Annotated in this window: 24 protein-coding genes; 9 read left to right on the top strand and 15 right to left on the bottom strand. The window is 50.3% G+C overall.

What is annotated here, in order from left to right; genetic code table 11:
* Positions 1–43: 43 nt before the first annotated feature.
* Both ABLV66_RS09025 and ABLV66_RS09020 read right to left on the bottom strand, forming a co-directional pair.
* Positions 44–1,054, bottom strand: coding sequence for a LacI family DNA-binding transcriptional regulator (locus ABLV66_RS09025; protein WP_045391623.1), 1,011 nt, complete (start codon positions 1,052–1,054; stop codon positions 44–46).
* A gap of 270 nt (positions 1,055–1,324) precedes the next feature.
* Positions 1,325–1,897 (bottom strand): hypothetical protein, encoded by a 573-nt coding sequence (locus ABLV66_RS09020; protein ID WP_348875972.1) that lies wholly within the window; start codon positions 1,895–1,897, stop codon positions 1,325–1,327.
* Between the two features lie 131 nt (positions 1,898–2,028).
* On the opposite strand from ABLV66_RS09020, the gene ABLV66_RS09015 reads away from it, so the two are divergent.
* Positions 2,029–2,919 carry a LysR substrate-binding domain-containing protein gene (locus ABLV66_RS09015; protein ID WP_348875973.1) on the top strand — a complete coding sequence of 297 codons (891 nt, stop codon included), beginning with the start codon at positions 2,029–2,031 and terminating at the stop codon, positions 2,917–2,919.
* A 46-nt stretch (positions 2,920–2,965) separates the two neighbouring features.
* Here the strand turns inward: ABLV66_RS09015 and ABLV66_RS09010 are convergent, their stop codons facing one another.
* From ABLV66_RS09010 to ABLV66_RS08995, 4 genes are all read right to left on the bottom strand, one after another.
* A complete protein-coding gene (locus ABLV66_RS09010) occupies positions 2,966–3,304 on the bottom strand; it encodes a DUF1869 domain-containing protein (protein WP_045391899.1) in 339 nt (112 codons plus the stop codon).
* 9 nt (positions 3,305–3,313) lie between these two features.
* Positions 3,314–3,646: a TehB family protein gene (locus ABLV66_RS09005; protein WP_045391632.1), complete on the bottom strand. Its 333-nt coding sequence runs from the start codon at positions 3,644–3,646 to the stop codon at positions 3,314–3,316.
* Positions 3,647–3,860: 214 nt separating this feature from the next.
* The gene (locus ABLV66_RS09000) at positions 3,861–5,777 is read right to left on the bottom strand and encodes a putative bifunctional diguanylate cyclase/phosphodiesterase (RefSeq protein WP_045391635.1); all 1,917 of its coding nucleotides are present in this window, start codon (positions 5,775–5,777) and stop codon (positions 3,861–3,863) included.
* Between the two features lie 10 nt (positions 5,778–5,787).
* Positions 5,788–6,285 (bottom strand): putative pterin-binding protein, encoded by a 498-nt coding sequence (locus ABLV66_RS08995; RefSeq protein ID WP_045391638.1) that lies wholly within the window; start codon positions 6,283–6,285, stop codon positions 5,788–5,790.
* 287 nt (positions 6,286–6,572) lie between these two features.
* Between ABLV66_RS08995 and shiA the strand changes: the two genes are divergently transcribed.
* Together shiA and ABLV66_RS08985 are read left to right on the top strand one after the other, a co-directional pair.
* The gene (gene shiA / locus ABLV66_RS08990; RefSeq protein WP_348875974.1) at positions 6,573–7,892 is read left to right on the top strand and encodes a shikimate transporter; all 1,320 of its coding nucleotides are present in this window, start codon (positions 6,573–6,575) and stop codon (positions 7,890–7,892) included.
* Positions 7,893–7,904: 12 nt separating this feature from the next.
* The gene (locus ABLV66_RS08985; protein ID WP_074165846.1) at positions 7,905–8,645 is read left to right on the top strand and encodes a lipoyl protein ligase domain-containing protein; all 741 of its coding nucleotides are present in this window, start codon (positions 7,905–7,907) and stop codon (positions 8,643–8,645) included.
* Between the two features lie 5 nt (positions 8,646–8,650).
* Here the strand turns inward: ABLV66_RS08985 and ABLV66_RS08980 are convergent, their stop codons facing one another.
* Positions 8,651–9,388 carry an HPP family protein gene (locus ABLV66_RS08980; RefSeq protein WP_348875975.1) on the bottom strand — a complete coding sequence of 246 codons (738 nt, stop codon included), beginning with the start codon at positions 9,386–9,388 and terminating at the stop codon, positions 8,651–8,653.
* A 199-nt stretch (positions 9,389–9,587) separates the two neighbouring features.
* Here ABLV66_RS08980 and ABLV66_RS08975 point away from each other — a divergent pair, with 199 nt between their 5' ends.
* Entirely contained in the window at positions 9,588–10,697 is a 1,110-nt protein-coding gene (locus ABLV66_RS08975; RefSeq protein WP_348875977.1) for an adenosylhomocysteinase, read from the top strand.
* Positions 10,698–10,735: 38 nt separating this feature from the next.
* Here the strand turns inward: ABLV66_RS08975 and cobT are convergent, their stop codons facing one another.
* The 7 genes from cobT to dacD all read right to left on the bottom strand — a co-directional run bounded on the left by cobT (position 10,736) and on the right by dacD (position 16,714).
* Entirely contained in the window at positions 10,736–11,794 is a 1,059-nt protein-coding gene (gene cobT / locus ABLV66_RS08970) for a nicotinate-nucleotide--dimethylbenzimidazole phosphoribosyltransferase (protein WP_348875978.1), read from the bottom strand.
* A gap of 27 nt (positions 11,795–11,821) precedes the next feature.
* Positions 11,822–12,562, bottom strand: a complete 741-nt coding sequence (cobS, locus tag ABLV66_RS08965; RefSeq protein WP_047066394.1) for an adenosylcobinamide-GDP ribazoletransferase — start codon at positions 12,560–12,562, stop codon at positions 11,822–11,824.
* Positions 12,559–13,101: a bifunctional adenosylcobinamide kinase/adenosylcobinamide-phosphate guanylyltransferase gene (gene cobU, locus ABLV66_RS08960; RefSeq protein ID WP_348875979.1), complete on the bottom strand. Its 543-nt coding sequence runs from the start codon at positions 13,099–13,101 to the stop codon at positions 12,559–12,561. Before cobU ends, cobS begins: the two co-directional genes overlap by 4 nt.
* A gap of 172 nt (positions 13,102–13,273) precedes the next feature.
* Positions 13,274–13,597, bottom strand: coding sequence for a DUF496 family protein (locus ABLV66_RS08955; RefSeq protein ID WP_015365834.1), 324 nt, complete (start codon positions 13,595–13,597; stop codon positions 13,274–13,276).
* Between the two features lie 168 nt (positions 13,598–13,765).
* Positions 13,766–14,824, bottom strand: coding sequence for an FUSC family protein (locus tag ABLV66_RS08950; protein ID WP_045391654.1), 1,059 nt, complete (start codon positions 14,822–14,824; stop codon positions 13,766–13,768).
* A gap of 101 nt (positions 14,825–14,925) precedes the next feature.
* Positions 14,926–15,396 (bottom strand): DNA gyrase inhibitor SbmC, encoded by a 471-nt coding sequence (sbmC, locus tag ABLV66_RS08945; RefSeq protein WP_047067123.1) that lies wholly within the window; start codon positions 15,394–15,396, stop codon positions 14,926–14,928.
* Between the two features lie 151 nt (positions 15,397–15,547).
* A complete protein-coding gene (gene dacD, locus ABLV66_RS08940; protein ID WP_348875981.1) occupies positions 15,548–16,714 on the bottom strand; it encodes a serine-type D-Ala-D-Ala carboxypeptidase DacD in 1,167 nt (388 codons plus the stop codon).
* A 386-nt stretch (positions 16,715–17,100) separates the two neighbouring features.
* On the opposite strand from dacD, the gene ABLV66_RS08935 reads away from it, so the two are divergent.
* From ABLV66_RS08935 to sbcB, 4 genes are all read left to right on the top strand, one after another.
* Positions 17,101–18,249, top strand: a complete 1,149-nt coding sequence (locus ABLV66_RS08935) for an acyltransferase family protein (RefSeq protein WP_348875982.1) — start codon at positions 17,101–17,103, stop codon at positions 18,247–18,249.
* A gap of 383 nt (positions 18,250–18,632) precedes the next feature.
* Positions 18,633–19,895 (top strand): O-antigen ligase family protein, encoded by a 1,263-nt coding sequence (locus ABLV66_RS08930; RefSeq protein ID WP_052667984.1) that lies wholly within the window; start codon positions 18,633–18,635, stop codon positions 19,893–19,895.
* A 17-nt stretch (positions 19,896–19,912) separates the two neighbouring features.
* Entirely contained in the window at positions 19,913–21,592 is a 1,680-nt protein-coding gene (locus ABLV66_RS08925) for a hypothetical protein (protein ID WP_348875983.1), read from the top strand.
* Between the two features lie 170 nt (positions 21,593–21,762).
* Positions 21,763–23,184, top strand: a complete 1,422-nt coding sequence (sbcB, locus tag ABLV66_RS08920; RefSeq protein ID WP_348875984.1) for an exodeoxyribonuclease I — start codon at positions 21,763–21,765, stop codon at positions 23,182–23,184.
* Positions 23,185–23,222: 38 nt separating this feature from the next.
* Here the strand turns inward: sbcB and fusA are convergent, their stop codons facing one another.
* Complete coding sequence (gene fusA, locus ABLV66_RS08915) at positions 23,223–25,325, bottom strand: elongation factor G (protein WP_047045925.1); 2,103 nt, start codon at positions 25,323–25,325, stop codon at positions 23,223–23,225.
* A 238-nt stretch (positions 25,326–25,563) separates the two neighbouring features.
* On the opposite strand from fusA, the gene ABLV66_RS08910 reads away from it, so the two are divergent.
* Positions 25,564–25,875 (top strand): ArsR/SmtB family transcription factor, encoded by a 312-nt coding sequence (locus ABLV66_RS08910; protein WP_015365828.1) that lies wholly within the window; start codon positions 25,564–25,566, stop codon positions 25,873–25,875.
* Positions 25,876–25,905: the final 30 nt, after the last annotated feature.

The following is a 25,905-nucleotide window of genomic DNA, read 5'->3' as shown; positions in this document are numbered from 1 at the left end:
CAATGTTAGTTTATATTTATAAGTTAATAATGGCGTATATAGATTAAAACAAAGTAATATTAATACTCACACTACTCTCCCGAATAATTAACCGAGAGACAATTTCGTGCATTTCAATACTGCCTTGCTTCGTTTCGTTGTTAATCATTTGAAATGCCAGATGGGCGATTTCACTTATCGGTTGCGCCACACTGGTAATTTTTTTAGTTTGTGCCAGTAAAGTATTATCAAAACTAGCGATGGCAATATCTTTAGGCACAGATATTCCTTTTTCTTTTAACCCATCAATAATATAACTAGCAGCCACATCGTTATAAACCCAGAGAGATGAGCAATGATTTATTCTCGCGGCTAGCCTGACAATAATATCATCGAGTATACTAATATGCCCTGACGTTTTCTCACCCTCACCTTTCGCTATCCAAAACTGATTTTCTTTATCTATAGACAATCCCTGGCCGGTAATTCGTTTTGCCCATGAAAAAACCTTTCGGTTATCTGCGCCTTCCTGCGCTACAAATCCAAACGTGGTATGACCGGTCTGAATAAAATGCTCAGCTATAACTTCCGCCCCTTTACTTTGATCGATAGAAACAGAATTGAAAAATCGCGATACCAGCGTAACCACGGCAACGGGGATATTAGTTGCGATGAGCCATTCTGCAAGTTCGCTTTCGGCTTCTGTTGGTACCCATAGCAAACTGTCAATACCCATACTAATAAGCGTATATATTATTTGCTTATCTAGCTGCGGTTGATTCTGATGAGTTTTGACGATAACCGTTTTACCGATGTATCTTGCCTCTTCTTCAAATGTCGCCAGCAGTTCACAAAAATGTGGGTTGACAAGGTTTGGCAGAACAACAGCAATCAGCCCAGAACATTTCCCACTCAATTGAAACGCACTCTTGCTGGGCACATAGCATAAGAAATCCATTGCCTCACGAACTGCCTTGCGAGTTTCTGGAGCCACGCTGGGATGATTATTCAGCACGCGTGAGACCGTAGCGGTGGATACTCCAGCTTTTATTGCTACGTCTTTAATGGATGCCATAGTAAATAACTGCGTCGACTAAGAATGACGTAACTATAAAGTGTGATGAAAGTCAAAAATGTAAGCCACTTCACATGTTGTCACGTTACATAAAACAGCGATTTTTCTCTCAATTCTGCTGTCACAAAATGACTAAGCGTTCACGACTTATATTTAATGAATTCACTGACAAACAGAGGATAAAGAGCACCACGCCAAAACCAAAGTCGTCGTGGTGTTACGCTTGCGTAGATGATAGGTAGGATTTGCCACGGTCAATAACTGGCCGATTTACGACATTTCCTGCTGCCTAATTTTCACCAGCACCGCTCCCAGCAAGGCCAGATCCACCAGGACCGCCAGTGCGTAGACAAAACCTCCCTTTCCCGAATCCGCATAGTGATTGGTTAGCAGAGTCGCCAGGATAATAATAACGATACCTGCTATCATCGGGATGTTCGCCATCATTCCCGACGAATATCTTGCTGTAGCATTGTTTTGCCAGACGATGCCCAGACCTAATCCACCAAAGGCGATCCCCGGCATTTGAGATAGCCAACCGTGTCCGCTATTCCACAGCACCAGTAACATTAACCAGCCCATAGCGGACAGCACAAAGGCGTAGCACGATACCCTAACGCTAAAACGTGCTGGCCACGGCTGCCAACGCGCGATTGCATAGCCAACGGCAAAAGCGCCCACCAGCGTCAGCAGAGACGCCAGAGTACCGATAGCGCCAATCATGGAGGAAACGCTCAATAGCAGCGCCCCCGCCGCGAATACGCCACTTAGCGCGATAGCTTGCGTGAACGGGACTACGCAAATTGTTGCCCCACCGGCGTGCTGATTAGAATAGATACTCATTATTCACTCCTGATAATGGCTAACGCTGATGAATTAAACTCAGCGTCTATTTCACATATCAGTAGGCTAACGCCTGTATAATGAGTACAGCAAACGCATAGATTTCAGCCATAGATGAGAAAAACTCAGCCATGAGAAAAACCCGCCTTCCTCCGCTGGGCGCGCTGCGCGCCTTTCATGCCGTGGCCCGCTGCCGCAGTTTTAAACGCGCCGCCGATATGCTCGGAGTGAGCGCTACTGCGGTGAGTCATCAGATAAAACTTCTGGAATCTGTGCTGGAGTGCCGGGTCTGTGAACGCAATGCCATGGGCGTCAGCCTGACCGACAGCGGCGAAATCCTCTACGCAGGCACGCAACGCGCCTTTAGCGCGCTGGAAGAAGCGACTACGCAAATTGTTCGCTCACACCAGCCGCCGTCGCTCACCGTCACCACCACCTCCAACTTTTTGACCCACTGGCTGGTACCGCGGCTGGCAGCATTTAAAGCGGAATTTCCCGCCATCGACCTGCGGCTCCATACCAGCGTCGAGCGTGTGGATCTCAACTTGCGCAGCGTCGACGTCGCGATTCGCTATCGTGAAAAACCGGAGCGTGAACTGCACTGCACCTTGCTACATGAAGACCGCTTTATCGTCGTCGCCAGCCCAGCGCTGGGTATTACACGGCTGGAGGATTTGCGTCACGCTACCCTGTTCCACGTTGAACATCGTCACGTTCCGGCAGATTCGCCAGACTGGGAGAACTGGCTGCGCCGCTACGGGCCATCACAACTGAATACCGGCGCAGGGTTAACCTTCAGCGACGAGACGCATGCGCTCCAGGCGGCTGTGGCGGGACAAGGCGTGGTTATTGCCAGCGAACTGCTGGCGCGCGATCTGCTGCAACGCCGGGTTCTAGTAGCGCCATTTGAGATGTCCTTACCCGGTGCGAACTATTATCTGGTGGCGACACCAGAGATAGCCCAGCGCGGCGATATCAGCGCGTTGCGGAACTGGCTACTGCGGCAGATCGCGCTTAGTTGAAGCCTGTGAAAAGGCAGATATCGGGCGATATCTGCCAGACGGCGTATTACCAGCCGCAGACGTTAGTCTCTTCGTCAGACTCATAGCCGCGCACAATATTGATGAGCTCTTTCACCGCGTCAGCGGCGATCTGCGGGTCCTGTAAGGAGTCAAGCGAGTCAAAGTCTTTATCCACCGACACGCCATTATTATTATTCGTTACCGTCAGACTAACCCCTTTACCCTGTAAATTATCGCTCGAAATCCCAGAGAGTAATTCTGCTACGGCCTGAGCCGCGATATCAGGAACATAGAGCGCCATCGGCTTTAAATAAACTTTCTCATATTTTTCGTGATTGTTGCCATTGACTATCGCTAATGAATAACCTTTATTTTCACTGTTCATAGACATAGCTTATCCCTCAATCAGAATTTTAGGGTCAACGTAAAAATCGACATTAAATACGGTATCGTCAGATAATGCCTCAATGCAGTGCCACTTTTCCGCAGGGAAGACACCAAACTGCCCCGCTTCGATAGTCATCGTTTCAACAGGGTCTGGGCTCGTTTCATCGGCATAACCATAATAGCGTATTGCACCCTGCATCACCGACAGACGCGGATAGACGCCCTGTCGCGTGCCGGCATCAAGATGGCGTTTCCAGATAGACGCGGGTGCGGTCTCTTTGGTCCACATAGGGGTGGAACGGGTCTGAACATAATGGGTAGGTATAATGATTCGCTGCATGATTTGCCTCTCTTTCCGCGCCGTGAAATAACGCCGCGAATGGAACGATATATTGCATATCATATACCCCTTTTAATTGCTAAGGGTATTATTTTTTCGAATCTATTGCTTCTACCCCTATTTATACCCATTACGTATTAGCTTTATTTAAAATATAAAAAAGCGCCTGCGATAGTTCACAGGCGCCAGTTTATAGACCGAAGATGATCTTTTTTCAGTTGTTATTTAACAGCCCCGGCTTCCCAATTAAATAACCCTGGACGAGATCGCAACCTAATTGTTGCAGCGAAGTTAACTGTTCCTCGGTTTCAACGCCTTCGGCGACGATGCGCATATGCAAGCTTTTCCCCATACTGATGATCAGGCGCACAATATCAAGGTCGTCTTTTTGCATAGGTATATTGACCACAAACGAGCGATCAATTTTGATCTTATCGAAAGGGAAATAACTCAGCCGCGACAATGACGAATAGCCGGTACCAAAATCGTCAATAGAGATCTGAATCCCCTGCTCGCGCAACTGGCTGAGGATCTCCAGCGAGCGTGTATTTTCGTTAAACACATCAGATTCCGTAATCTCAAGATCAAGGCGTCGCGGGTCGAGTCCGGTCTTCTTTAGCACCGCTGCCACCGTCTCGGTAAGCGAAGTATTAATAAGTTGAATCGGTGAGACGTTAACCGAAACCTTCAGCGGCTGTTCCCAGCGGGCAGCCTCCTCACAGGCAGTTTTCAGCACCCACTCGCCAAGTTGGTTTATCAGGCCGGTTTTCTCCGCCACCGGAATAAACTCAACGGGCGGTACCATACCGCGTAGCGGATGGAACCAGCGTACCAGCGCCTCGTAGCCGTAGATTTCACGCGACACCGTGTCGGCGATTGGCTGGTAGTAAACCTTGAACTGGTCATTTTCCAGCGCATGCAGCAGATCGTCCTCAAAGGATTTGTTTTCCTGTAAACGTTGCAACATGCCAGGACGGAAAATCTCCACGTGGCCCGCGCCAGACTTTTTCGCTTCATACAGCGCCAGATCGGCACATTTGTATAAGTAATCGGTACGACTTTCACCATCGGAGATAACGATGCCGATGCAAGCGCCGATGTTAATCAATGAATCGTAGATATAGTAGGGCTGGCTGATTTTCTCGCGGATCACATCCGCCCGCTCCAGCGCCATTTCTTCGCTCAGATCCTGCGATACCAGGGCAAATTCGTCGCCGCCAAGCCGGTACAGCGTCTCTGATGTTTTACGGAAGAACGACAGGCGGCTGGCGAGCTCCTGCAGCAGTTTGTCACCCGCATCATGTCCCAGGGTATCGTTAACATCTTTAAAATTATCCAGGTCGAACAACATAACCACAGCGCAACCATTATAAGGTTTTACGTGATTAACCACTTCCTGCAGCCTCTGCCAGAAAGAGAGGCGGTTAGGCATGCCTGTTAACGAATCGTGATAAGCGTCATATTGCAAACGGCGGTTTTGTACCTGCAGTTTCTCTTTCGACAGCTGCAAATCGTTAGCTAACAACTTCATGCGCACATGCGCTCGACGCAAGTTATTATTTTGCCGAAGCATCAATAAACCCAGAGAAATACACATCGTAATCAGCAAGATTGAAATCACCGAATAGATGTAATAAAGATGCTGAATCTTATCGTGCGTAAGATTAACGACATCAAAGTCCTGCGCCAGGGTCATGGAGGCCAGTGAGGTCATCGGGCCATCCAACTTACTCATGGTATGCAACAGAGTCACCATCTGCTCAGGCGTCATGGTGTCCAGTTGCCGATCGAGTTGATCGAGGATCTGAATCAGACTGGTAACCGTGGCCTGCCGCTGCTCGCTTTTTCTGATGAACTGGCCAAGATCGCCCTGCTGTAGCAGCTCGATCTGGCTCATCATTATTTCCAGGCGCAGGCGTACCTCATCGCGGTCGGTCCCCTTCACGTTCAGCGCCAGGGCGCTTAAACGAGCCTCAAGACGCATATATTCAGAGACCATCTGGGATACGGACCACGAGTCGGTGTAACGTGTTAATTTTTGCAGCTCACTCTGCCGCTCATGCACCAGATAGGTAATGTATCCGGTGACAATAAAAAGCGACAAAATAATGGCAGTGAGTATTCGATTCAAGATCAGAGCCTTACTCAATTATAATCTTTGAAACCTGCCATGCCGAGCGGGAATAATAGATTTGGTTCTGTAACTCCGCGCTACTATCGTAGGGATAAACAATAAAAAGCGGCCCTTTGTCACGAATGCGCATATATTCGCCATTCATCTTCAGCGCGAGGATCACCGGGAATTTATGAAAATCCTCCACCGGCACCTCGGTTGTATAATCATTCAGAGCCATCACTTTCGCCGTCTTACCTTGCGCACCCACTAAGTCCATAAGTTTGCTAAGTGAAATACCGTCAAAGCGCACTTTTCCTGAATACCAGGGTGTGGTTGTGATCACTGTCTCATTGCCCAATTTTTCTAACGCGGCAACATCAAATACGGCGGTATCGCCTTCGTTTGTATTGGTAATCTTTCCTGAAATGGTTAAAACGGGTTTGCCCGTTGGCGCAGGCAGTTTTTCTGCGAAAGCATTAGGTAAAACTAAAACATAAAATAAAACTGCAAAAATTAGACGCATATCACCCACCATATCCAGCGTTGGAGATAGTAATTGTAAACCATTTACGTGAATTCTTAAAAGCTGTCCCAGTGGGGCGACAAAAATAAAATAGCAGTCATGGTCAACAGTTAACCCGCGCCAGCGGTGGAAATTAAATGTTCGATTTAGACATTTTTTACTTTATTGTCTTTCCTGCAGGTAAAAAACTTTTCAGTTGCGCTTGTGCGCGGTAATCTCCCTAACGGCGCGAAGATAAGAAAACGTCTCATTCAAATAATAACAAATTAGCAACAAACAGGACAGACATGGACTCAACGCTTATTTCACCCGACTCCGGCAAGGGGGTTGGTTCTCTTAATCGCGCTCGTCGCGCGGCATGGGGCAGCTTTGCCGGCGCCGTCGTCGACTGGTACGATTTTCTGTTGTACGGCATCACCGCCGCACTGGTGTTCAACCGCGAATTTTTCCCACAAATTGGCCCGGCGATGGGCACGCTGGCAGCCTTCGCGACTTTCGGCGTCGGCTTCCTCTTCCGCCCGCTCGGCGGCATTATCTTCGGCCATTTTGGCGACCGTTTAGGCCGTAAGCGCATGCTAATGATGACCGTGTGGATGATGGGGATCGCCACCGCTTGTATCGGCCTACTGCCTTCCTTTAACCAGATTGGCTGGTGGGCGCCGGTTTTGCTGGTGATTTTGCGCGCGGTGCAGGGCTTCGCCGTCGGGGGCGAATGGGGCGGCGCGGCGTTGCTGTCGGTTGAAAGCGCGCCGAAAAACAAAAAAGCGTTCTATAGCAGCGGCGTGCAGGTGGGTTACGGCGTCGGTCTGCTGCTCTCTACTGGGCTGGTATCGCTTGTCAGCAGTTTCACCACCGATGAGCAGTTCCTGAGCTGGGGCTGGCGCCTGCCGTTCCTGTTTAGCGTAGTGCTGGTACTGGCGGCACTGTGGATCCGCAACGGCATGGCCGAGTCGGCGGAGTTTGAACAGCAGTTGCAGAAAACGCCCGCCGTGGAGAAAAAACGCCTGCCGGTACTGGAAGCGTTGGTACGCCATCCGGGTGCCTTCTTATTAATCATCGCCCTGCGCCTGTGTGAACTGTTAACGATGTATATCGTGACCGCATTCGCCCTCAACTACTCGACGCAAAACCTCGGCCTGCCGCGTGAACTGTTCCTCAATATCGGGTTGCTGGTGGGCGGTATTAGCTGTTTTACCATTCCCTGCTTTGCGTGGCTGGCGGATAGGTTTGGCCGCCGTCGGATCTATATTACCGGGGCGCTGATCGGGACATTAAGCGGCTTCCCCTTCTTTATGGCGCTGGAGCAGCACTCGCTGTTCTGGATCCTGTTTTTTGCCCTGATGCTGGCCAACATCGCCCATGATATGGTGGTCTGCGTGCAGCAACCGATGTTTACCGAAATGTTTGGCGCCAGCTATCGCTATAGCGGCGCAGGCGTCGGATACCAGGTGGCCAGCGTGGTCGGCGGCGGTTTCACGCCCTTTATCGCCGCCGCGCTGGTCACTTTCTCTGGCGGCTCGTGGCACAGCGTGGCGATTTATCTGACGGTCGGCTGCCTGATCTCTGCCGTCACGGCGATGTTGATGAAAAATCGCCATCCCGTATAAAAAGGGGGCTTCGTGATAACACCACAGAATACGGACTGCTGGCCTGACGGGTTCAACGCCGACGAATTGCCCATTGTCCGCTGCAATGATCCAACGCTCGCCGAACAGCCTTTGTTCGAGCGCGCACGCCGCGGTGAAGCCGTCGCTCAGCTCTGGCAGGCGCCGCAGGGGTTCGTGGTACCCGGCAGTTACCGTAAATTCGCCAATCTGCCCGCGGTCAGCGAAGCCTTTGCCGCCCGCGGCTGGCCGGTATGGATCCGTCGCTCCGGCGGCGGGCTGGTGCCGCAGGGGCCGGGGATCCTCAACCTGAGTCTTGCCTGGCCGGTAACCCAGCCGTTAGGCGAAGCCGCCGAACCTATTTATCTGTTGTTGTGTGGAATATTGCAACGCACGCTGGCGACCTTTGGCGTCGAAAGCCAATTTCAGGCCGTCAGCGGTTCCTTCTGCGACGGGCGCTATAACCTTGCCTGCGGCGAGGGAGAGAACGCGCGCAAGATTGCCGGTACCGCTCAGTACTGGCGGCCCGTAGCCGAAAGCCAGGGGCACATCGTTCTGGCCCATGCGGTGATATTACTGGATACCGACCTGCAGGCAGCGCATCAGGCGGCCAACAGTATTGAGGCGCAGCTCGGTAGCGGCAAGGTCTATGGCGCGGACAAAACGATTACCCTCGCCGAATTATTGCCAGGTGAAACCGACCTCATCGAGCGATTCAGGCTGTCGCTCGCTAAGACGCTGCAAAGAGTGGGTTAACAGCCTCACTGGCGCACTTTTTGATCGGCGGCAAGACGCAACCGCGCCTGCTGTTCGATATTCTCCAGTAGCTCCTGAACATCGTCCTCATCGATATCTAGGAATTGCCCCTCCAGCAGCGCAGCGTGAATATCTGCGCGAGTGACTGTAATCCCCATCGGTACCGCATTCGGCTTCACTTCTTCCGCAGCCAGCGGATGCGGGTAGCGGCGACCGACCAGGTTATTGAAGACAATCGCCAGCAGCGCCAGCATCATGGAGTTCAGGAGCACCGGCGTCAGTACAAACTGGTAGCCTTCACTGTGTACGCCGGCGCCGCCAAGAATAGCCGTGAGCGCCACCGCGCCGCCAGGTGGATGCAGGCAACGCAAAAAGTACATCCCGGCGATCGCCAGCGCCGCCGCCAGGCCGCAGGCGATCGCCGTATCCGGCACTAACAGCCCCACCGTGACGCCGATCAGCGCTGAAAGCACGTTGCCGCCAACGATAGACCAGGGCTGAGCAAGCGGGCTGCTGGGCGCGCCAAATAGCAATACCGCCGAGGCGCCCATCGGCGCAATAAACCACAGATTCACCTCGCCAAGCAGCCAGTGGCTGAACATGCTGGTGACGGCAAGACTCGTTCCGGCGCCGATTGAGCCCAATAAAATATGCTTTTTCGCAACGGGTAAAGCGTGGGGTTTTAAACGGCCGAGGAAAATACGCGCGCGGGAAAATAGCGGGCGCTGTAAAACGCGTAACATCGAACGAATCGCTCACATCATAGGAAGAAATTATATTTCATTGTCTTTATTTAACTCTTCATTAACAACCATGTATTTATGATGCCTATTATTTGCAACTTTATCGGGCAGTGCGGGTTATGTGATTTTTACATGCTGCGTTAGAATCATCTTCCCCTCCGGGGTTAAACCCACTCTACGGATTAAAGGTCACAATACGGTGAATAATAAGACAAATTTAACGAAAGAAGTGGCATGGGCCAGCCAGAATATGCCGCGTACCCTGCGCCAGGTGGCGGCCCTTCCCGACCTCAGCCATGTACGCCTGGCCTGCTGTATGCATCTGGATATGAAAATGATCCCGCTGGTGCAGGGGCTCCTGGAGAAAGGGGCGAAAGTCTTTTTGACCACCTGTAACCCAACCACCGTGCAGGATGAGGTCATCGCCTGGCTAGTAGAACGTGGCGCGGAAGCTTGCGCCTGGCGCAATATGAGCGATGCCGACTGGCAGCAATCATGGGAAAAAGCCATCGCCTGGGGGCCAACTCACCTTTGTGAGATGGGCGCAGATATCACCACCCTGCTCCACCAGCGCGGCGAGTTCGGCAATGTCGTCGCCGGCCTTGAAGCCACCGGCTCCGGCGTCAATCGTCTCGGTGATATCCGCCCCGGCTATCCAATTTTTAACTGGGATGATCTGCCGGTCAAAGAAGGGCTACATAACCGCCATATGGTTGGCCTGACGGCCTGGCACACCTTCTTCCAGACCACTCACCTTACCCTACATGAGAAAAAAGTGCTGGTGATCGGCTACGGCCTGGTCGGGCAAGGCGTCGCGGCGGCGGCAAAAGCCTTCGGCGGCCAGGTCATGGTGGCGGAAATCGATCCGGCGCGCCGTTTACAGGCCGCTTATGACGGCTGGCATGTCGTGGATTTACAGGATGCAATCGCATCAGCCGACGTCGTAGCCACCGCCACCGGCGGCAAGAAAGTGGTCAACAGCCTGGCGCTGGACAGCGCTAAAGATGGCGTGTTTATTCTCAACGTCGGCCACGTGGCGGAAGAGATTGACTGCGAACACCTGCGCCAGTTCCCGCATGAAGAGGTTATGCCCTATATCAACGCTTATCGGCTGCCGGAGAAAACAATCTATCTGATGGCCGATGGCTCAATGCTCAACCTTACCGCCGGTTTTGGCGATAGCCTGAATGCGTTTGATGTCACCCTTGCGGTGATGGCCAGCGGCATTCGTCATATCGTCACCGACGGCATGCAAGCAGAAGCGGATGTTTATCTGCTGCCGCAAAGCGTGTGGCAGCAGGCGCTGTAAGCACTATTTCGGGGGGCCGGTCGGCGCCCCGAAGCCGGTTAACGGGTTTCCGGCAGCACGATATTGCTCTCCGCCAGCGTCCCCATATCGTTGAACATTGCCCCTGCGGCCTCGACCAGATGCATCGCTAACGCCGCGCCGCTGCCTTCGCCTAAGCGCATCCCCATATCCAGATAAGGCTTCAACTGCAGATGCTCCAGCGCAATATGTGCCCCCTTCTCCGCCGACAGATGCGACGGAATCAGATACGGATGCAACTGTGGAGCAATCCGGCAGGCCGCCAGTGCCGACGCGTATGATAAGAAACCATCAAGTATCACCGGCAATCCGCAGGAAGCGGCGCCCAGCATGACCCCGGCCATCCCGAGCAAGTCAAAACCGCCCACTTTTGCCAGCACGTCGAGACCATCGCCCGCTGAAGGCTGGTTGACCGCTATCGCCCGGCGTACGACTTCCGCCTTGTGCGCCAGCTGCGATACCGGAAGGTTCGCGCCGATGCCCACAACATCGCCGGCATCATGATCGGTCAGCACGCTGACTACTGCCGCAGCGGGGGTCGTGTTAGCCATTCCTAATTCGCCCACGCCGAACAGACGCACGCCCTGCTCCGCAAGCTGACGGGTGTAGCGCATGCTCGCCAGCAGCAGCGTTTCGGCCTGCTCCCGGCTCATCGCCGCGGTGCAGGCAATATTGCCGCTACCGCGCGCCACTTTCATATTCACCAACCCCGGGATCGGTTCGGCGTCAATCCCGACGTCAATCACCTGAACATCAGCCCCCGCCTGCGCTGCCAGCACGCAAACACCGGTATTCTTACGGGTCATATTGACCGCCTGAATCGCGGTCACCGCCTGTGGCGAGACGGTAACGCCTTCATGCCAGACGCCGTGGTCGGCGCACATAACCACAATAGTTTTACGTGGAAAACGTAACGTGCCCTGTAGACCCGGCATGCCTGCCAACTGAATCGCCAGCGATTCCAGACGCCCCAGGCTACCAGGCGGTTTCAACAAGCCGTCAATATGCTCACCTGCGCGCGACATCGCGCTTTCGTCCAGTCGCGGGATGGCTGCTAACCATTCAGTTAATGTATTCATATGCTTCCTGTCAGCGCGGTATATGCTCTATAGCAACGCCAGTAAAAAGATAACTTCGCCCAGTTCAATGGCCGCCCCAAGCGTATCGCCGGTTTGCCCGCCCAGCGTGCGCTTCAGCGCCTGACCAAGCGCCGATATCACCAGCAGCGTTATAACCGCAGCCAGCAGGCCATGCAGGCCCAGCAGCAGCGTTGCCAGCGCCAATGATAGCGCCAGGGTAATGACGGTCTGTCGGAAAGTCACCTTGCCAATAAATACGTTACCAAGCCCCTGCTCCCGGGCATAGCGCTGGCGGTACATCAACAGCACCGACATCCCTCGCGCCACGGCACAAGATGCAGCCAACGCGGCCAGCATCGAGGTGCCACGCAGCGCCAGTTCGCTAATGACGAAGACCTTCGCCACCAGCACAAAGATCAGCGCCAGTCCGCCGTGCGTCCCCAACCGGCTATCGCGCATGATCTCCAGCATCCGCTCGCGGCGGCGGGCGGAAAAGATCCCATCGCAGGTATCCGCCAGGCCATCAAGATGAAAACCGCCGGTCAGCAGCGCCAGCGCCAGTACGGCAAACAGCGCGGCCAACGGCAGGCCGCACCAGGCATGAAGCGCCAGCATCACCAGCCCGGCAATCGCGCCAAGTAGTAACCCCACCAGTGGGAAAGTGACGATCCCGCGCTCATATTGATCGATTTCCAGCCCCTGTGACCAGCGGGCCGGAACCGGCAAGCGGCTCATAAAAGAAAGCGTGGCGAAGAACGATTTAATCATTTGATTTTGACTCCTATCCCTGAAACAACCAGCCACACCTCATCGGCGGCCGCGGCCAGCATCTGATTCACGCGCCCGGCAATATCGCGAAAATGCCGCGCCAGCCGGTTATCCGGCACTATTCCCAACCCCACTTCATTGGTGACCAACAGCACCGGCGCCGGGCAGGCGCGGCAGGCAGCAATCAGCTGTGTGATTTCTTGCGTGACTATCCTTTCCAGCGCAGCGTAATCCCATTCATCAGGATCCGTTTCCCCACCTTCAGCGAACAGAATATTGGTGACCAGTGTAGTGACGCACTCCAGCAAAATGGCTTCATCGGGTGCATTATCGGGGGTAATGAGTGGCGCCAGGTCACGGCTGCGCTCTGCAGTACGCCAGTGCGCCGGACGGCTATTACGGTGATGTTGAATGCGTGCGGCCATTTCATCGTCAATAACGGCTGAAGTGGCGATATAGAGCACCGACGCGCAGGATTGGAGTAATGATTCGGCGTGACGGCTTTTGCCGCTACGCGCGCCGCCGGTAATTAGTATCATCGCGGCGGTACCTGAAGCTGGGACTGCATGTGATAAACCCTTCCGGTATCAATAAGTTCACGGCGGCAGTATAACAAACTGTCGGCTTAAAGGGCGATGCTTATACGGAGGTTTAAGGCGGGAAGATGGAGGAATCCGGCGGCCTGCTATGCCGCCGGAAGAAGTGGGTGTTTTATTCGCCGACTTTGGCTTCACCCATCACTTTGAGTTTTTTGGAGATATCGCGACGCTCTTTCGACAGCTCGGCGTTTTTGATGATGTAATCGTCAACGCGGTCTTCGTAGTCGGTTTTCATGCTGGCGATGATACCCTGAATGGCTTCAACGCTCATACCCGGCTTGATGTAATCGCTGAGGTTGTCCAGCAGCAGGACACGCTTCTGGTTATCACGGATCTTTTTCTCAACGTCCTGAATTTCACGCTGCAGTTTGTTCTTACGACGGAACAGACGAACAAACTCCAGAACGTCCTGGAAAGAAGGCTTAGTTGTTTCCATTTTTACACCCCTAATATTTGAGATTCGGATTCGCTAAAGCGACTGCCCTATAGGGCTAACATAACTGCTAGCAGTCGCTGATGACAATGTTTTTTCCTTTGCGTTTATCATAACCCTAAATGCTGCTGAATCGAAGCAACCTGTTCACTTCGCGCACGTATCTGCCTTTTATTTGCGCAGCGCGCGGCAAATAAGGTGCGACAGCAGCTCAAGCTGGCGCGCCAGCTCAATGGTCAGCCAAACATAGCCGTGAATCGGCGTTTCCGACAGATTATCGTCCTGATGCTCTTTGATAAGCTGTCGCAACTCGACCACGATCTCGTTGAGCTTCTCGGTGTTGGCGCGAACAGGCTGCGGGTTTCCCTCATACAGGGCATGGGCGATAGTCAGCAACGTTTGCTGGGTCATCCGTTGGGTTTCGCGCAAAGTCTGGGCGTTAAGCATCACAAAATGGCCCTGACGAGAGGCCCAATAAGCGTTGATTTGCAGTTCCAGCATGCATACCAGATTACGGCTGACGGTCTGGATGGCTTCGAAGATTGCTTTCTGAATATGCGTTTCTTTGCTAGCCGGGGTTATCAACCCGCGCATTTTCACCACGTCATTGAGCGCTTTCTGAAGATGTTTTTCCAGCCGCGGGCGCTCAACCAGATTTGGCGAAAAACCGGCCTGATACAGCCGATTAAACGTTGTGACATAATTCGCCATCTGGATGCGCCAGTGCAAAAACGCCCGCTGCGGCCAGATACCGGTAAACAGCATCGCCAACAGTGAACCAAAGATAACATCGCCGCTTCGCCACAACGCGGTGTTCATATCGCCCGGCGGCGCGCCCACCACCACCGCCAGCGTAATGCCGATAAGCAGCGCCTGATAGGGCCGCTTGCCGAGCGCCAGCCAGCCGCAAAGGAACATCGCCACCGCGCACCACAGCACCATGATTGGCAGTGAAATAAGCTCAAGTTTGAGCGCTACCAGCCCCAATACCGAACCAAGGATAGTGCCGCCAATACGTTCGAAGGCCCGCGGCACCACATTGCCCCAGAAAGAGATAGGCCCCATCACCACCACCAGGGTGATCAAAGGCCAGGTGCCCTCCGGCACGTTCAGCAGACGCACCAGCAAGAAGGTCAGAACAAAAGCCAGCGCGATGCGGATACCGTGCACAATTCGGTAATGACGATACAGTCGGATCTCAAATGGCTTAAGTGATTTATCAGCGCGCACGGCCTGCTCCGGCAAACAGAAAAAGCCAATTGTAGCCGCTTTTTTCGCAAGCGCACTGCGCTAGTGTAAGAAACCTTGTCAAAATCAGGGATAAAGGTTTATTAGCCGACGCGATTCACCGCTACGTACATCTCAATATCCCAGTGACCGTCCTGGTTGCCGTCGTTAAGGTAGATTTCAAAACAGGGTTTATCAGCAATTTGAAGATCGCTGCTCTGCAGCAGGCTGTCAAAGAACTGCAGCCACGGCGTGGAGAAATCATGGTTAATGACCCGCGCGCTGGCGCAGGCGTAGTCGCCGCCGGCAATCGCGGTGAGGATGACTCCTTCGCTATTCGGCGGGATGACGTAATCATCCGCCACGGTAACAACGGTGTCACAACGCAGTTTTTCCGCGGGCACCTGCTGCGGATTATCGTAATAAACCGCCACCCACTCCTGCGCCGGCACCTGGTGGTGACTGACCCACGCCGCCAGTTGTTCAAACCCCTGCTTTACGGTCTGCTCCCACGGGCCAACCATATGAAACCCGGCAATCTTGCGGGCGTCGAGAGATTGAATGCTGTAGTTCATAGCGCCTCCAGTGTTGATAGAATACTGTATAAATATACATCAAATTTAGCAGCCGGATGAACAACAGTATGTGCGCGGATTCACAGAGTCGCCACAAGCGCGAAATGAATGAAGCCCGCCGCAGAGCGCGGCGGGCCCATGGGTACAGAGATTAAATGCCGTGATGCAGATAATCGCTCAGACGGGAAAACACCCCGCCCTTGCCAACGCTTTCAAGCGTCACCAGTGGCCAATGACCGACCACTTTGTCGCCATCGTAAAGCGAGATTTCGCCCACGCGTTGGTTAGCGGCGATAGGCGCTTCCAGATCCTTAGTATCCAGTACATATTTTGCTTTGATACGTGGAACTTCAGATTTCGGGATCGCGAGCCAGAAGTCCTGATCTGTGCCGAGCTTGATCTGCTCTTTGTCGCCATACCAGATATGTTCGACGCCAACCTGCTTACCTTTTTGTAGCACCTGGACGGTGTCAAAATTCTGTTGGCCCCAGTGCAACAGCTTAGCCGCCTGCTCTTCTCGCCCTTTTGGACTATCGGCCCCCATCACCACGGCAATCAAACGACGCTGGCCATCGACCGCCGAGGCAATAAGATTGAAGCCCGCTCCTGAGGTATGGCCGGTTTTCAGGCCATCGACATTCATGGTTTTGTCCCACAGCAAACCGTTACGGTTCTGCTGGGTGATACCGTTCCACGTCAGGCTTTTTTCGCTATACATGTGATAGACATCCGGCTCGCCGTGAATAATCGCCCGCGACAACACCGCTAAATCATAGGCGGAGCTATGCTGGCCAGGCGCGTCGAGTCCGTGGACGGTTTCAAAATGGGTGTCTTTCAGATGCAATTTTTCAACGTAGCTATTCATCAACGCGACAAATTGCGGTTGGCCGCCGGCGACATAGTCAGCGAGCGCGACGCAGGCATCGTTACCGGAATCGACGATCAGTCCGCGGCTAAGATCGCGGACGCTAACGCGATCGCCCGCTTTAAGGAACATCAGCGAAGAACCGTTAAACACCGGATTGCCCTTGGCCCAGGCGTCTTTGCCGACGGTAACCATATCATCAAAGGTAATACGATGGCTGTCGATGGCGCGGTCGACGACGTAGCCGGTCATCAGTTTGGTGAGGCTGGCGGGGTTACGCTGTTGGTGTTCGTTACCGGCGGTCAGGATTTGACCGGTAGTGTAGTCCATCAGCACCCAGGAACCGGCCTGGATCGAAGGCGGCGTCACGGTGACGGGCAAATCAGCAGCGGCAAATGCGCAGGAAACGCTCGAAGCGAGCAAAGTTACAGCAAATAAAAAACGGCCTTTCAACGGCATATCCTCAAGATTTACAGATTCGCCGTCCTTTTTACGGAAGTTCGCCTGAGAGATCAGGGTTAAATTGCAAGAAAATATGACATGGTAGATTTATCGATGCTCATAATGAATAAAAAGCATAACAACTAACCTATCTAATATAACGCCATTTATTTTAACGAGGCTATTAACACCCATAATTAGCATGGGATTTAAAAACACTCAAACACAAAAAGTAATTAAGAAAAAACCTAAAAATGCATGTCATAAAAAATTAATATGAAAAACCTTCATGAGGTTATTCTTAAATACTTTCCATAAACAATTCCTATGTAGACATTTCAACTGATCATATATTATCTATTAACATCTAATTCACAAACATATTCATTGGTGTAACGATGAGCCAGACTAAAAACTGGTCTCCTGAGCTTGATGGCTTACGAGGCTACGCTTCCTTGTGGGTCCTGCTCGGTCACATTTGTATTTTGACACGATGCAACATCCCTATCCTGAGCAACCCGGATTTTGGCGTCGATCTTTTCATTTTGCTGTCCGGCTACCTTATGGCCAAGAATTACATAGAGAGGCAGCACGTCGAACCCTGGATGTCCGTTAAAACGGTAACTTCATTTTGGACAAGGCGCTTTTTCCGAATCGCTCCGCTTTATTATGTCCTTCTAATTGTGGCATTTATTTTCGGTGAAACCTTTGGTCACTACCGGGATGCTATCGCGCTGGCATGGCCTGAAACGCAAACTGAGACCGCGAGATATACCGACTCATCAATGGCGAACGTGTTAACGCACATCTCATTCACCTTTGGTTTCCTTCCTTATTATTCATTCAGGACAGTCCTTCCTGACTGGAGTATTGGGCTTGAAATGCAATACTATGCCCTTTTCCCGTTTATCATGATGCTGGTCATGGGGATTGGTTTCATTAGGACTTGCCTGGCATTGATTGTAATGTGCGTAATGGCTGCATTTATTTTCCCTGGATATTTCGCAGCATTCCCGATGCCCTCGATGATTTTATTCAAGCTACCTTTATTTATATCAGGAATGTTACTCTATAAAGCCGTAGCAGAGAGCCGTAAGATCTACGTTATGGTTGCATTACTTTCTCCACTCGCTGCATTTTTGATGGGTTACTTTACTTCACCTATCCGTATGATCATTGAGGTTATGATAATCCTTGGGATGTCGATTCTTCTGATGCCTCATAGTGATAAATCGCCACTAAAAGGTATTGTCTTCTTTAGCAGAAAGTTACTTTCCGCCCGCTTCAGTCAGTTCCTCGGTGACGTATCATATTCGGTATATCTGTTGCATTTGATGATTGTTATTCCAGTTATAGGGAAACTTGTCAAGTATAACGGATTTTTTGATTTGGCCGCCCCATTACGTAGTCTACTTGTTGCCGTTATTTCATTACCAATTATTTACATGATCTCATTAGGTTTTTATCAATACATTGAGAAAAAAGGAATTATGCTTGGAAGAAAAATCATTAATTCCAAAAAAATAACAACAAGTGAAGTAATGTAATTACTTCGAGCACATGATTTTCGCGCGATGTTTATTATTTAAAATAAAATCGCGCTTATTTTATATAATAATACAAGCAAGAGCTTTAAAAACTTAAAACATAAGTATAACTATTGAATTTCATCTAAAAAACAGTTGGCACTATTAACATCTAAATTCTCTCATAAAATCTTGATAGCAAATTGTCCTAAATTTTATCCCAACAAATTTTTGCAGTGGAAAAATGCGCTTACTCTTGAGATACTGAGTATAGCCATATGCCTCTTTAGCTGTGAATTCATACAGCTTAACTTATTACTTAGAAATCATATGGTTATCTTGTAACTACTATTACTTTAGGTGAATTTTACTATGAAATCACAGACTACAGGGAACGCGCAAGTATGATGCTCAAAGTAAAGTATGCATCGTTTATCATGTTCATCTGTGCACTAGGAAGCCAGCTAACTGACGTGAGTGTGGGGGTGCTGAAGCTATGGGAGTTGATGGCGATTATCATTTTCCCATTTTTCATGACTAAAATACACAAAAAGACATTACCTTTCGTATTGTTCTTTTTTTCTCTATTAGTGATATCATTAGCTACACAGCTTTTTACAGATGTTTTCTTCTGGAATTATGGCGGCCTAAAACAAAAATATGTAATATCAGTAGTTCGTTTCGCTGAACTTATGCTATGTATCTCAACCGCTATTGTAATGCTCAACGCTGCACGAAAATATAAAGTTGAACTTCCCGAGTTGATTAGTAAATTCATTACTTATAATTTCTATATGACATTATTTGTACTTGGGTTATTAACGATAGATATAGTCGCAGGGACACATATTGTTAGTTATTATCAGATCCATCGATTGAAGGGATTCTATGTTGAAGGTGGACCTTATGGTTTATATTTAGCGTCTCTGATATTTCTTGAGTTTCTTTACAAGAAAAGAAAATTGATGATGTTTACATTTGCAATAGCACTTGCGTTTTCACAGTCGAAAGCAGGAATATGTGCAATTGCGATTTTCCTCTTTGTTAGTTTCATGATGAAAAACAAATACTTAAGTGGATTCCTTAAACCAGGGAACTTCATAAGATTTTCTTTCTTCATAGCACTGAGTATTTCTATTTCGGCATTCGCAATTTTTAAGATTGCATATAACTATATTGATGATTATCAGAATGTATATTCATTAATCAAAGGGCGTGCAGGTGATCCAAGTTTGATTATGGGTCGAATTGCTGCATCCCACATTGGCCCGAAAATTTTCGAAGACAATCCTATATTTGGCGTGGGCCTCGGTGGTTATTCGTTAGTAAGAAATAACTTAGAATACAGGGAAGGTTTCCCCGTTGTATCTGGATGGGATCTAACTGGCCTTGGAGGATTTTTCAATTTAATGATTGAAAATGGTATATTTGGCGTGTTGGGTTTCATTATTATTATTTTATTGACTTACAAAAAAGATCTTCCAGGCATGTGCTTTATGATGCTATTTATTATTCCTTTTATTTTTGGCGCGCAGTTATATATGTTCTATCCTTGGGTATTTCTTGGATTCTACTTTGTATATCGTTATGGCGACCCAAAGTTGAGTGCTGATCAAAAAGCCACTGTCGATAGTGCATTAACGGCTAGTCAGGCAAACTCTAATTAAGAATACTGGAGAAACTGATGATTTTTTCGCGAAGGAATTTTCTAAGATATATACTTCCATCCGCCTTTATCGTGGATGCAACCCTTAACAAATCAGAAGCTTCTCCAGTTGCTATTGCTAACGATAACACTCATTTAGATAATAATGCAGTCCTTTCGGCCTCCCCATTACATTATAAGGCCCAATATAGTAGTCAGCCAGATGATACGGCTGCCGTTCTTACTGCGATTAACTATTGTATTAAAAACAATAAATATCTTGATCTTAGGGGAGGCCCGTGGAAAATATCGAAAACTTTAGATCTGACAGGCGTCAAATCTATTATCACAGACTGGTCAGGTCGGCTGATTATCAATACCGATAATTTTCAAGCAACTAATAATGGTAATTTTGCTGTAATTATCGGGAACCCGGACTCTGATTATAAAAGTGATCGAGCAAATTACACAACGGTCAATGGCCTTTTGTGTATTATTGCTGAAGATCGAAAAATACCTTTAAATGGATTGTTTATAAAAGGCTCACTTTTAAGCTTCGATTCTATTCGAGTTATAGGATTTAATGGTTCCGGTATAGTATTATCTTCAGTATGGGATAGTTCTTTTAAAAGTCTGTCAAGCGAGCTTTGTGGCAATGTCCATAAATACCAAATAGCAATAATTAGCGGGGGAGATACCTCAAATTGCCTTTCAATCGATAGGATACAGTCGGAAAGAGCATTTCATAAATGTTTATATATAAACGCGATCCGTTCAACACTAAACACTCTACATGCAGAGAGAACTACGATTTTAACTAGAGATGATGGCTCAAGCCTTTCATCTTCCTTAAAATATACCAATGTTTCTATAACATTGAGTAATTGCGTTCTAAATCAAGTTATTCATGACACGTCCGCAAAAAGTAATGATCTTAGCAAATTAGAGAAGATTGTTGCAGATAAATCATCCGTTGTCTTAAATTTAGTTGATACTATTCTTAATTCTGCTCATTTAAATGGATGTGTTCTATCAACCTCAATGGCAATAAGATCTCAATTTAATTCTGTTTTCTGCGAATCATGGTTCTTTGAGGATATCCAGTCAATAGATAATTCTTCAATCGACTGCTCAAACATTAGTAAAACGCTTGTAATCACTCGAAATTTATTATTACAAAACTCAAATCTGGCATCACTCACTATGCCAGAGAATGCTCATGACATACTTATTGATAAATGTAAAATCAGCAACGCTTCTATAAGTAAAAAAATCACCGGCAATATACTATTTCGTTCCTGCCTATTCCAGCCAGAGATGGAATTATTAGAAACAGGCAGCCAAAGTGATACAACACCACAAATTTCACTTTCAGCAAACATCCCTGTTTCTTTTAATGATTGTATTTTCCTTGGCAAGGTTAAAGGAATGCAGAACTCCCAAGCAATTTTTAAAGGGGGGTTTATTAATGATGCAGACATCGCAAGTGGATTTGTTGGTCAATTCTATAATGTGCAAATTAAAAAATTCACTTTCTCTGGAGAAGCGGCCTTTATTACCAATCAATGCATTATTGAGGATGTTATTTCATGGAGTCCTCCTAAGAATTTAATCGCGCCATTAGGTGTAAAATCTGAAATAATGAGTGTTCAAAATGGACATTCTCAATATTACTCTCCCGGAAACAATGGTCAGTGGCTATTAAAACAAAAAGATTAATATTTTAGAGGAAGTGCCATTAGGGAGTCTACCCAAAACTCCCTTTTGAACTTGTATTATGTAAAAACATCATTTAAAAATGCGTCAAAAATGCTATAATCATTAAATTGATATTATCTATTTAATTTTAGATTTTTTCTTTCGGAAGACTATATGGATTTTATGTAACTATGATAGAAAGAGAACAACAATCCTTCCTCTTCCACGACTACGAAACCTTCGGAACCAGCCCTTCGCTCGACCGACCGGCGCAGTTCGCCGCCATCCGCACCGATAGCGATCTGAATGTCATTGGCGAACCGGAAGTCTTCTACTGCAAGCCTGCGGACGACTATCTGCCGCAGCCGCAGGCGGTAATGATTACCGGTATTACGCCACAGGAAGCGCTGGCCAAAGGTGACAACGAGGCCGCTTTCGCCCGCCGCATCAACGATCTGTTCACGGTGCCGAAAACCTGTATCGTCGGCTATAACAATGTCCGCTTTGATGACGAAGTCAGCCGCAATATTTTTTATCGCAACTTTTACGATCCCTATGCCTGGAGCTGGCAGCATGATAATTCGCGCTGGGATCTGCTGGATGTCATGCGCGCCTGCTATGCCCTGCGTCCGGAAGGTATCAACTGGCCGGAAAACGAAGAAGGATTGCCAAGCTTCCGCCTTGAGCATCTGACCGTCGCAAACGGTATTGAGCATAGTAATGCCCACGATGCGATGGCCGATGTGTACGCCACCATCGCGATGGCGAAACTGGTGAAGACCCATCAGCCGCGTCTGTTTGAATATCTGTACAGTCATCGTAATAAACGCAAGCTGGCGACGTTGATCGACGTGCCGCAGTTAAAACCACTAGTCCACGTTTCCGGTATGTTCGGCGCCGCCCGCGGCAACACCAGCCTGGTCGCGCCGCTGGCCTGGCATCCGGATAACCGCAATGCGGTGATTATGGTTGACCTGGCGGGTGATATGTCGCCGTTGTTGGAGCTCGATGCCGATACACTGCGCGAACGCCTGTATACTCCACGAGATGAACTCGGTGATTCACCGGCAGCGCCAATTAAGCTGGTGCATTTAAATAAATGCCCGGTGCTGGCGCAGGCCAATACGTTGCGCCCACAGGATGCCGACCGTTTAGGTATTAATATTCAGCGCTGCCTGGAGAATGCCCAACTGCTGCGCGCAAATCCGCAGGTACGCGAAAAGGTAGTCGCGCTATATGCCGAAGCCGAACCGTTCACGCCATTGGATAATGTTGACGCCCAACTTTACAACGGATTCTTTAGCGATGCCGATCGCGCGGCGATGAAAATTGTGCTGGAAACCGAACCCCGAAATCTGCCGGCGCTGGATATTACCTTTGCTGATAAACGCATTGAACGCCTGCTGTTTAACTACCGCGCGCGTAACTTCCCCGGTACGCTTGATGAAAACGAACAGCAGCGTTGGTTAGAGCACCGCCGTAACGTCTTTACGCCGGAATTTTTGCAGGCCTATGCCGATGAACTGCAGTTGCTGTATCAACAGTACGCTGACGATAGTGAAAAACAGGCCCTGTTGAAAGCGCTGTGGCAATATGCGCAGGAAATCGTTTAACCCGGGCCAGGCCGTAACCGTAGCCCGGGAATACTGACTTAACTTTTCGCGCGGCTGGCGATGATATCGTCGGCCACGTTACGCGGCGCTTCCGCGTAATGATGGAACTCCATGCTATAGGTCGCGCGGCCCTGCGACATCGAGCGCAGCGTAGTAGAATAACCGAACATTTCGGCCAGCGGCACATCGGCACGAATAATCTGGCTACCGAAACGCTCCTCCATCCCCTGCACCATCCCGCGACGGGAAGAGAGATCGCCCATAATATTCCCCGCGTACTCTTCCGGCGTCTCCACCTCGACGTGCATCACCGGCTCCAGGATCACCGGGTCCGCTTTTCGCGCCCCTTCCTTGAAGCCGAAAATTGCCGCCATACGGAAAGCCATCTCGGACGAATCGACGTCATGATACGAACCAAACGTCAGAGTCGCTTTAACGTCGACGACCGGATAGCCCGCCAGCACGCCGGCGCCCATCGCTTCACGCAGCCCTTTCTCCACAGAAGGGATGTATTCACGCGGTACCACCCCACCTTTGGTGGCATCTTCAAATACAAAGCCGCTCCCCGCCGCCAATGGCTCCAGTGTCAGCACGACGTGCCCATACTGCCCCTTACCGCCGGACTGACGCACAAATTTACCTTCCACATCCTTCACCGTTTTACGGATGGTTTCCCGATAGGTAACCTGCGGACGGCCAATATTCGCCTCAACGCCAAACTCGCGTTTCATACGGTCGACGATAATCTCCAGATGCAACTCCCCCATCCCGGAGATAATCGTCTGTCCGGACTCTTCATCGGTGTGCAGGCGGAACGACGGATCCTCGGAAGCCAACCGCTGCAGCGCAATGCCCATTTTCTCCTGGTCGGCCTTAGTCTTCGGTTCAATCGCCAGCGAAATGACCGGTTCCGGGAACTCCATGCGCTCGAGAGTGATGACCGCATCCGGATCGCATAGCGTATCGCCCGTCGTGACATCTTTTAGACCAACACAGGCGGCAATATCGCCGGCGTGCAACTCGTCGACTTCGTGGCGATCGTTGGCATGCATCAGCACGATACGCCCGATACGCTCTTTCTTGCCCTTCACCGGGTTAAAAACCGCATCGCCCTTTTTCAACGTCCCGGAATAGACGCGAATGAAGGTCAACTGGCCGACGTAGGGATCGGTCATGAGTTTAAACGCCAGCGCCGACAGCGGCTCATCGTCGCTCGGGTGACGTTCCGCCGGTTGCCCCTTGTCATCAATACCCTGAATAGCCGGAATATCCAGCGGCGACGGCATGAATTCAACGACCGCGTCGAGCATCCTCTGTACGCCTTTATTTTTAAAAGCGCTACCGCAGAGCACCGGCTGGATCTCGCCGCCGACTGTGCGTTTGCGTAGTCCGGCCACAATTTCCGCTTCGCTCAGTTCACCGCTCTCTAGATATTTATCCATCAGCTCATCACTGGCTTCCGCCGCGGCCGAGACCATTTTTTCCCGCCACTGCCGGGCCGTCGCCAGCAGGTCATCGGGTACAGGCGCGTAACTGAACGTCATCCCCTGCGTTGCATCATCCCACTGAATGGCCCGCATCTTTATCAGGTCGACGACGCCGGTAAAATGCTCTTCGGCGCCAATGGGGATAACAATCGGCACCGGATTGGCCTTCAGGCGATCGATCATCATTTGCACCACGCGGAAGAAATCGGCGCCCGGGCGGTCCATTTTGTTAACGAAAGCCAACCGCGGGACGTGATACTTGTTGGCCTGCCGCCAGACGGTCTCCGACTGCGGCTGCACGCCGCCGACCGAGTCATAGACCATCACCGCGCCGTCCAGCACGCGCATCGAGCGTTCTACTTCGATAGTGAAGTCCACGTGCCCCGGAGTATCAATGATATTAATACGATGGGGCTCAAAGCTGCGGTCCATCCCGGGCCAGAAACAGCTTACCGCTGCGGAAGTAATGGTAATCCCACGTTCCTGCTCCTGCGCCATCCAGTCGGTAGTTGCCGCGCCATCGTGTACTTCACCCAGCTTATGGCTCATTCCGGTGTAAAACAGAATGCGCTCAGTGGTGGTGGTTTTACCGGCATCGATATGCGCGGAGATACCGATGTTGCGATAACGTTCGAGGGGGATGGGTCGGGGCATGATGCGTCCTTAGTCATTTTGACTGTCAATGAGCGGCTAAATCCGCCGCGGTTAGGTTTACGGCATCTATAATAGTACAACTGTACGAGTATATTCGAACTGTTTTCTCTATCACTGTTATCGGTCAGGTTGCGACGGCGCGCGTGGCGCAAGAAAAGGAGTTTGGGTATATTAGCCGCCAGCCGCCGATACGGACTGCTGTTCGCGTAAACAGCACAACCGCCGACACAGGAATATTATGATCGCCAATCACCCCGAACGTGAACAAATTCGCCTGGAAAATGTCCTTTTTGCCCTGGGTAACCCCTTGCGGCTGGAAATCATTCGCACGCTCTCCGACGGCAGCGAGCAGAGTTGTAACGCGCTACGCAAAGAAGATATCGCTAAATCCACCATGACTCACCACTGGCGGGTACTGCGCGACAGCGGCGTGATCTGGCAACGTCCTCAGGGGCGGGAAAACTTAATTTCGCTACGCCGCGACGATTTGGATGCCCGCTTTCCAGGACTGCTGGATACGCTGCTTAACGTGATGCGACAGGAGAAGTAAGCGCTCCATCCCCTGCCCCCCGGCCGCCAC

Origin of the sequence: Klebsiella sp. CN_Kp073, assembly GCF_040065495.2 — a bacterium.
Classification (GTDB): Bacteria; Pseudomonadota; Gammaproteobacteria; order Enterobacterales; family Enterobacteriaceae; genus Klebsiella; species Klebsiella aerogenes.
The sequence above is the reverse complement of the archived record's forward strand: the minus strand, read 5'-3'. Positions and strand labels throughout refer to the sequence as shown.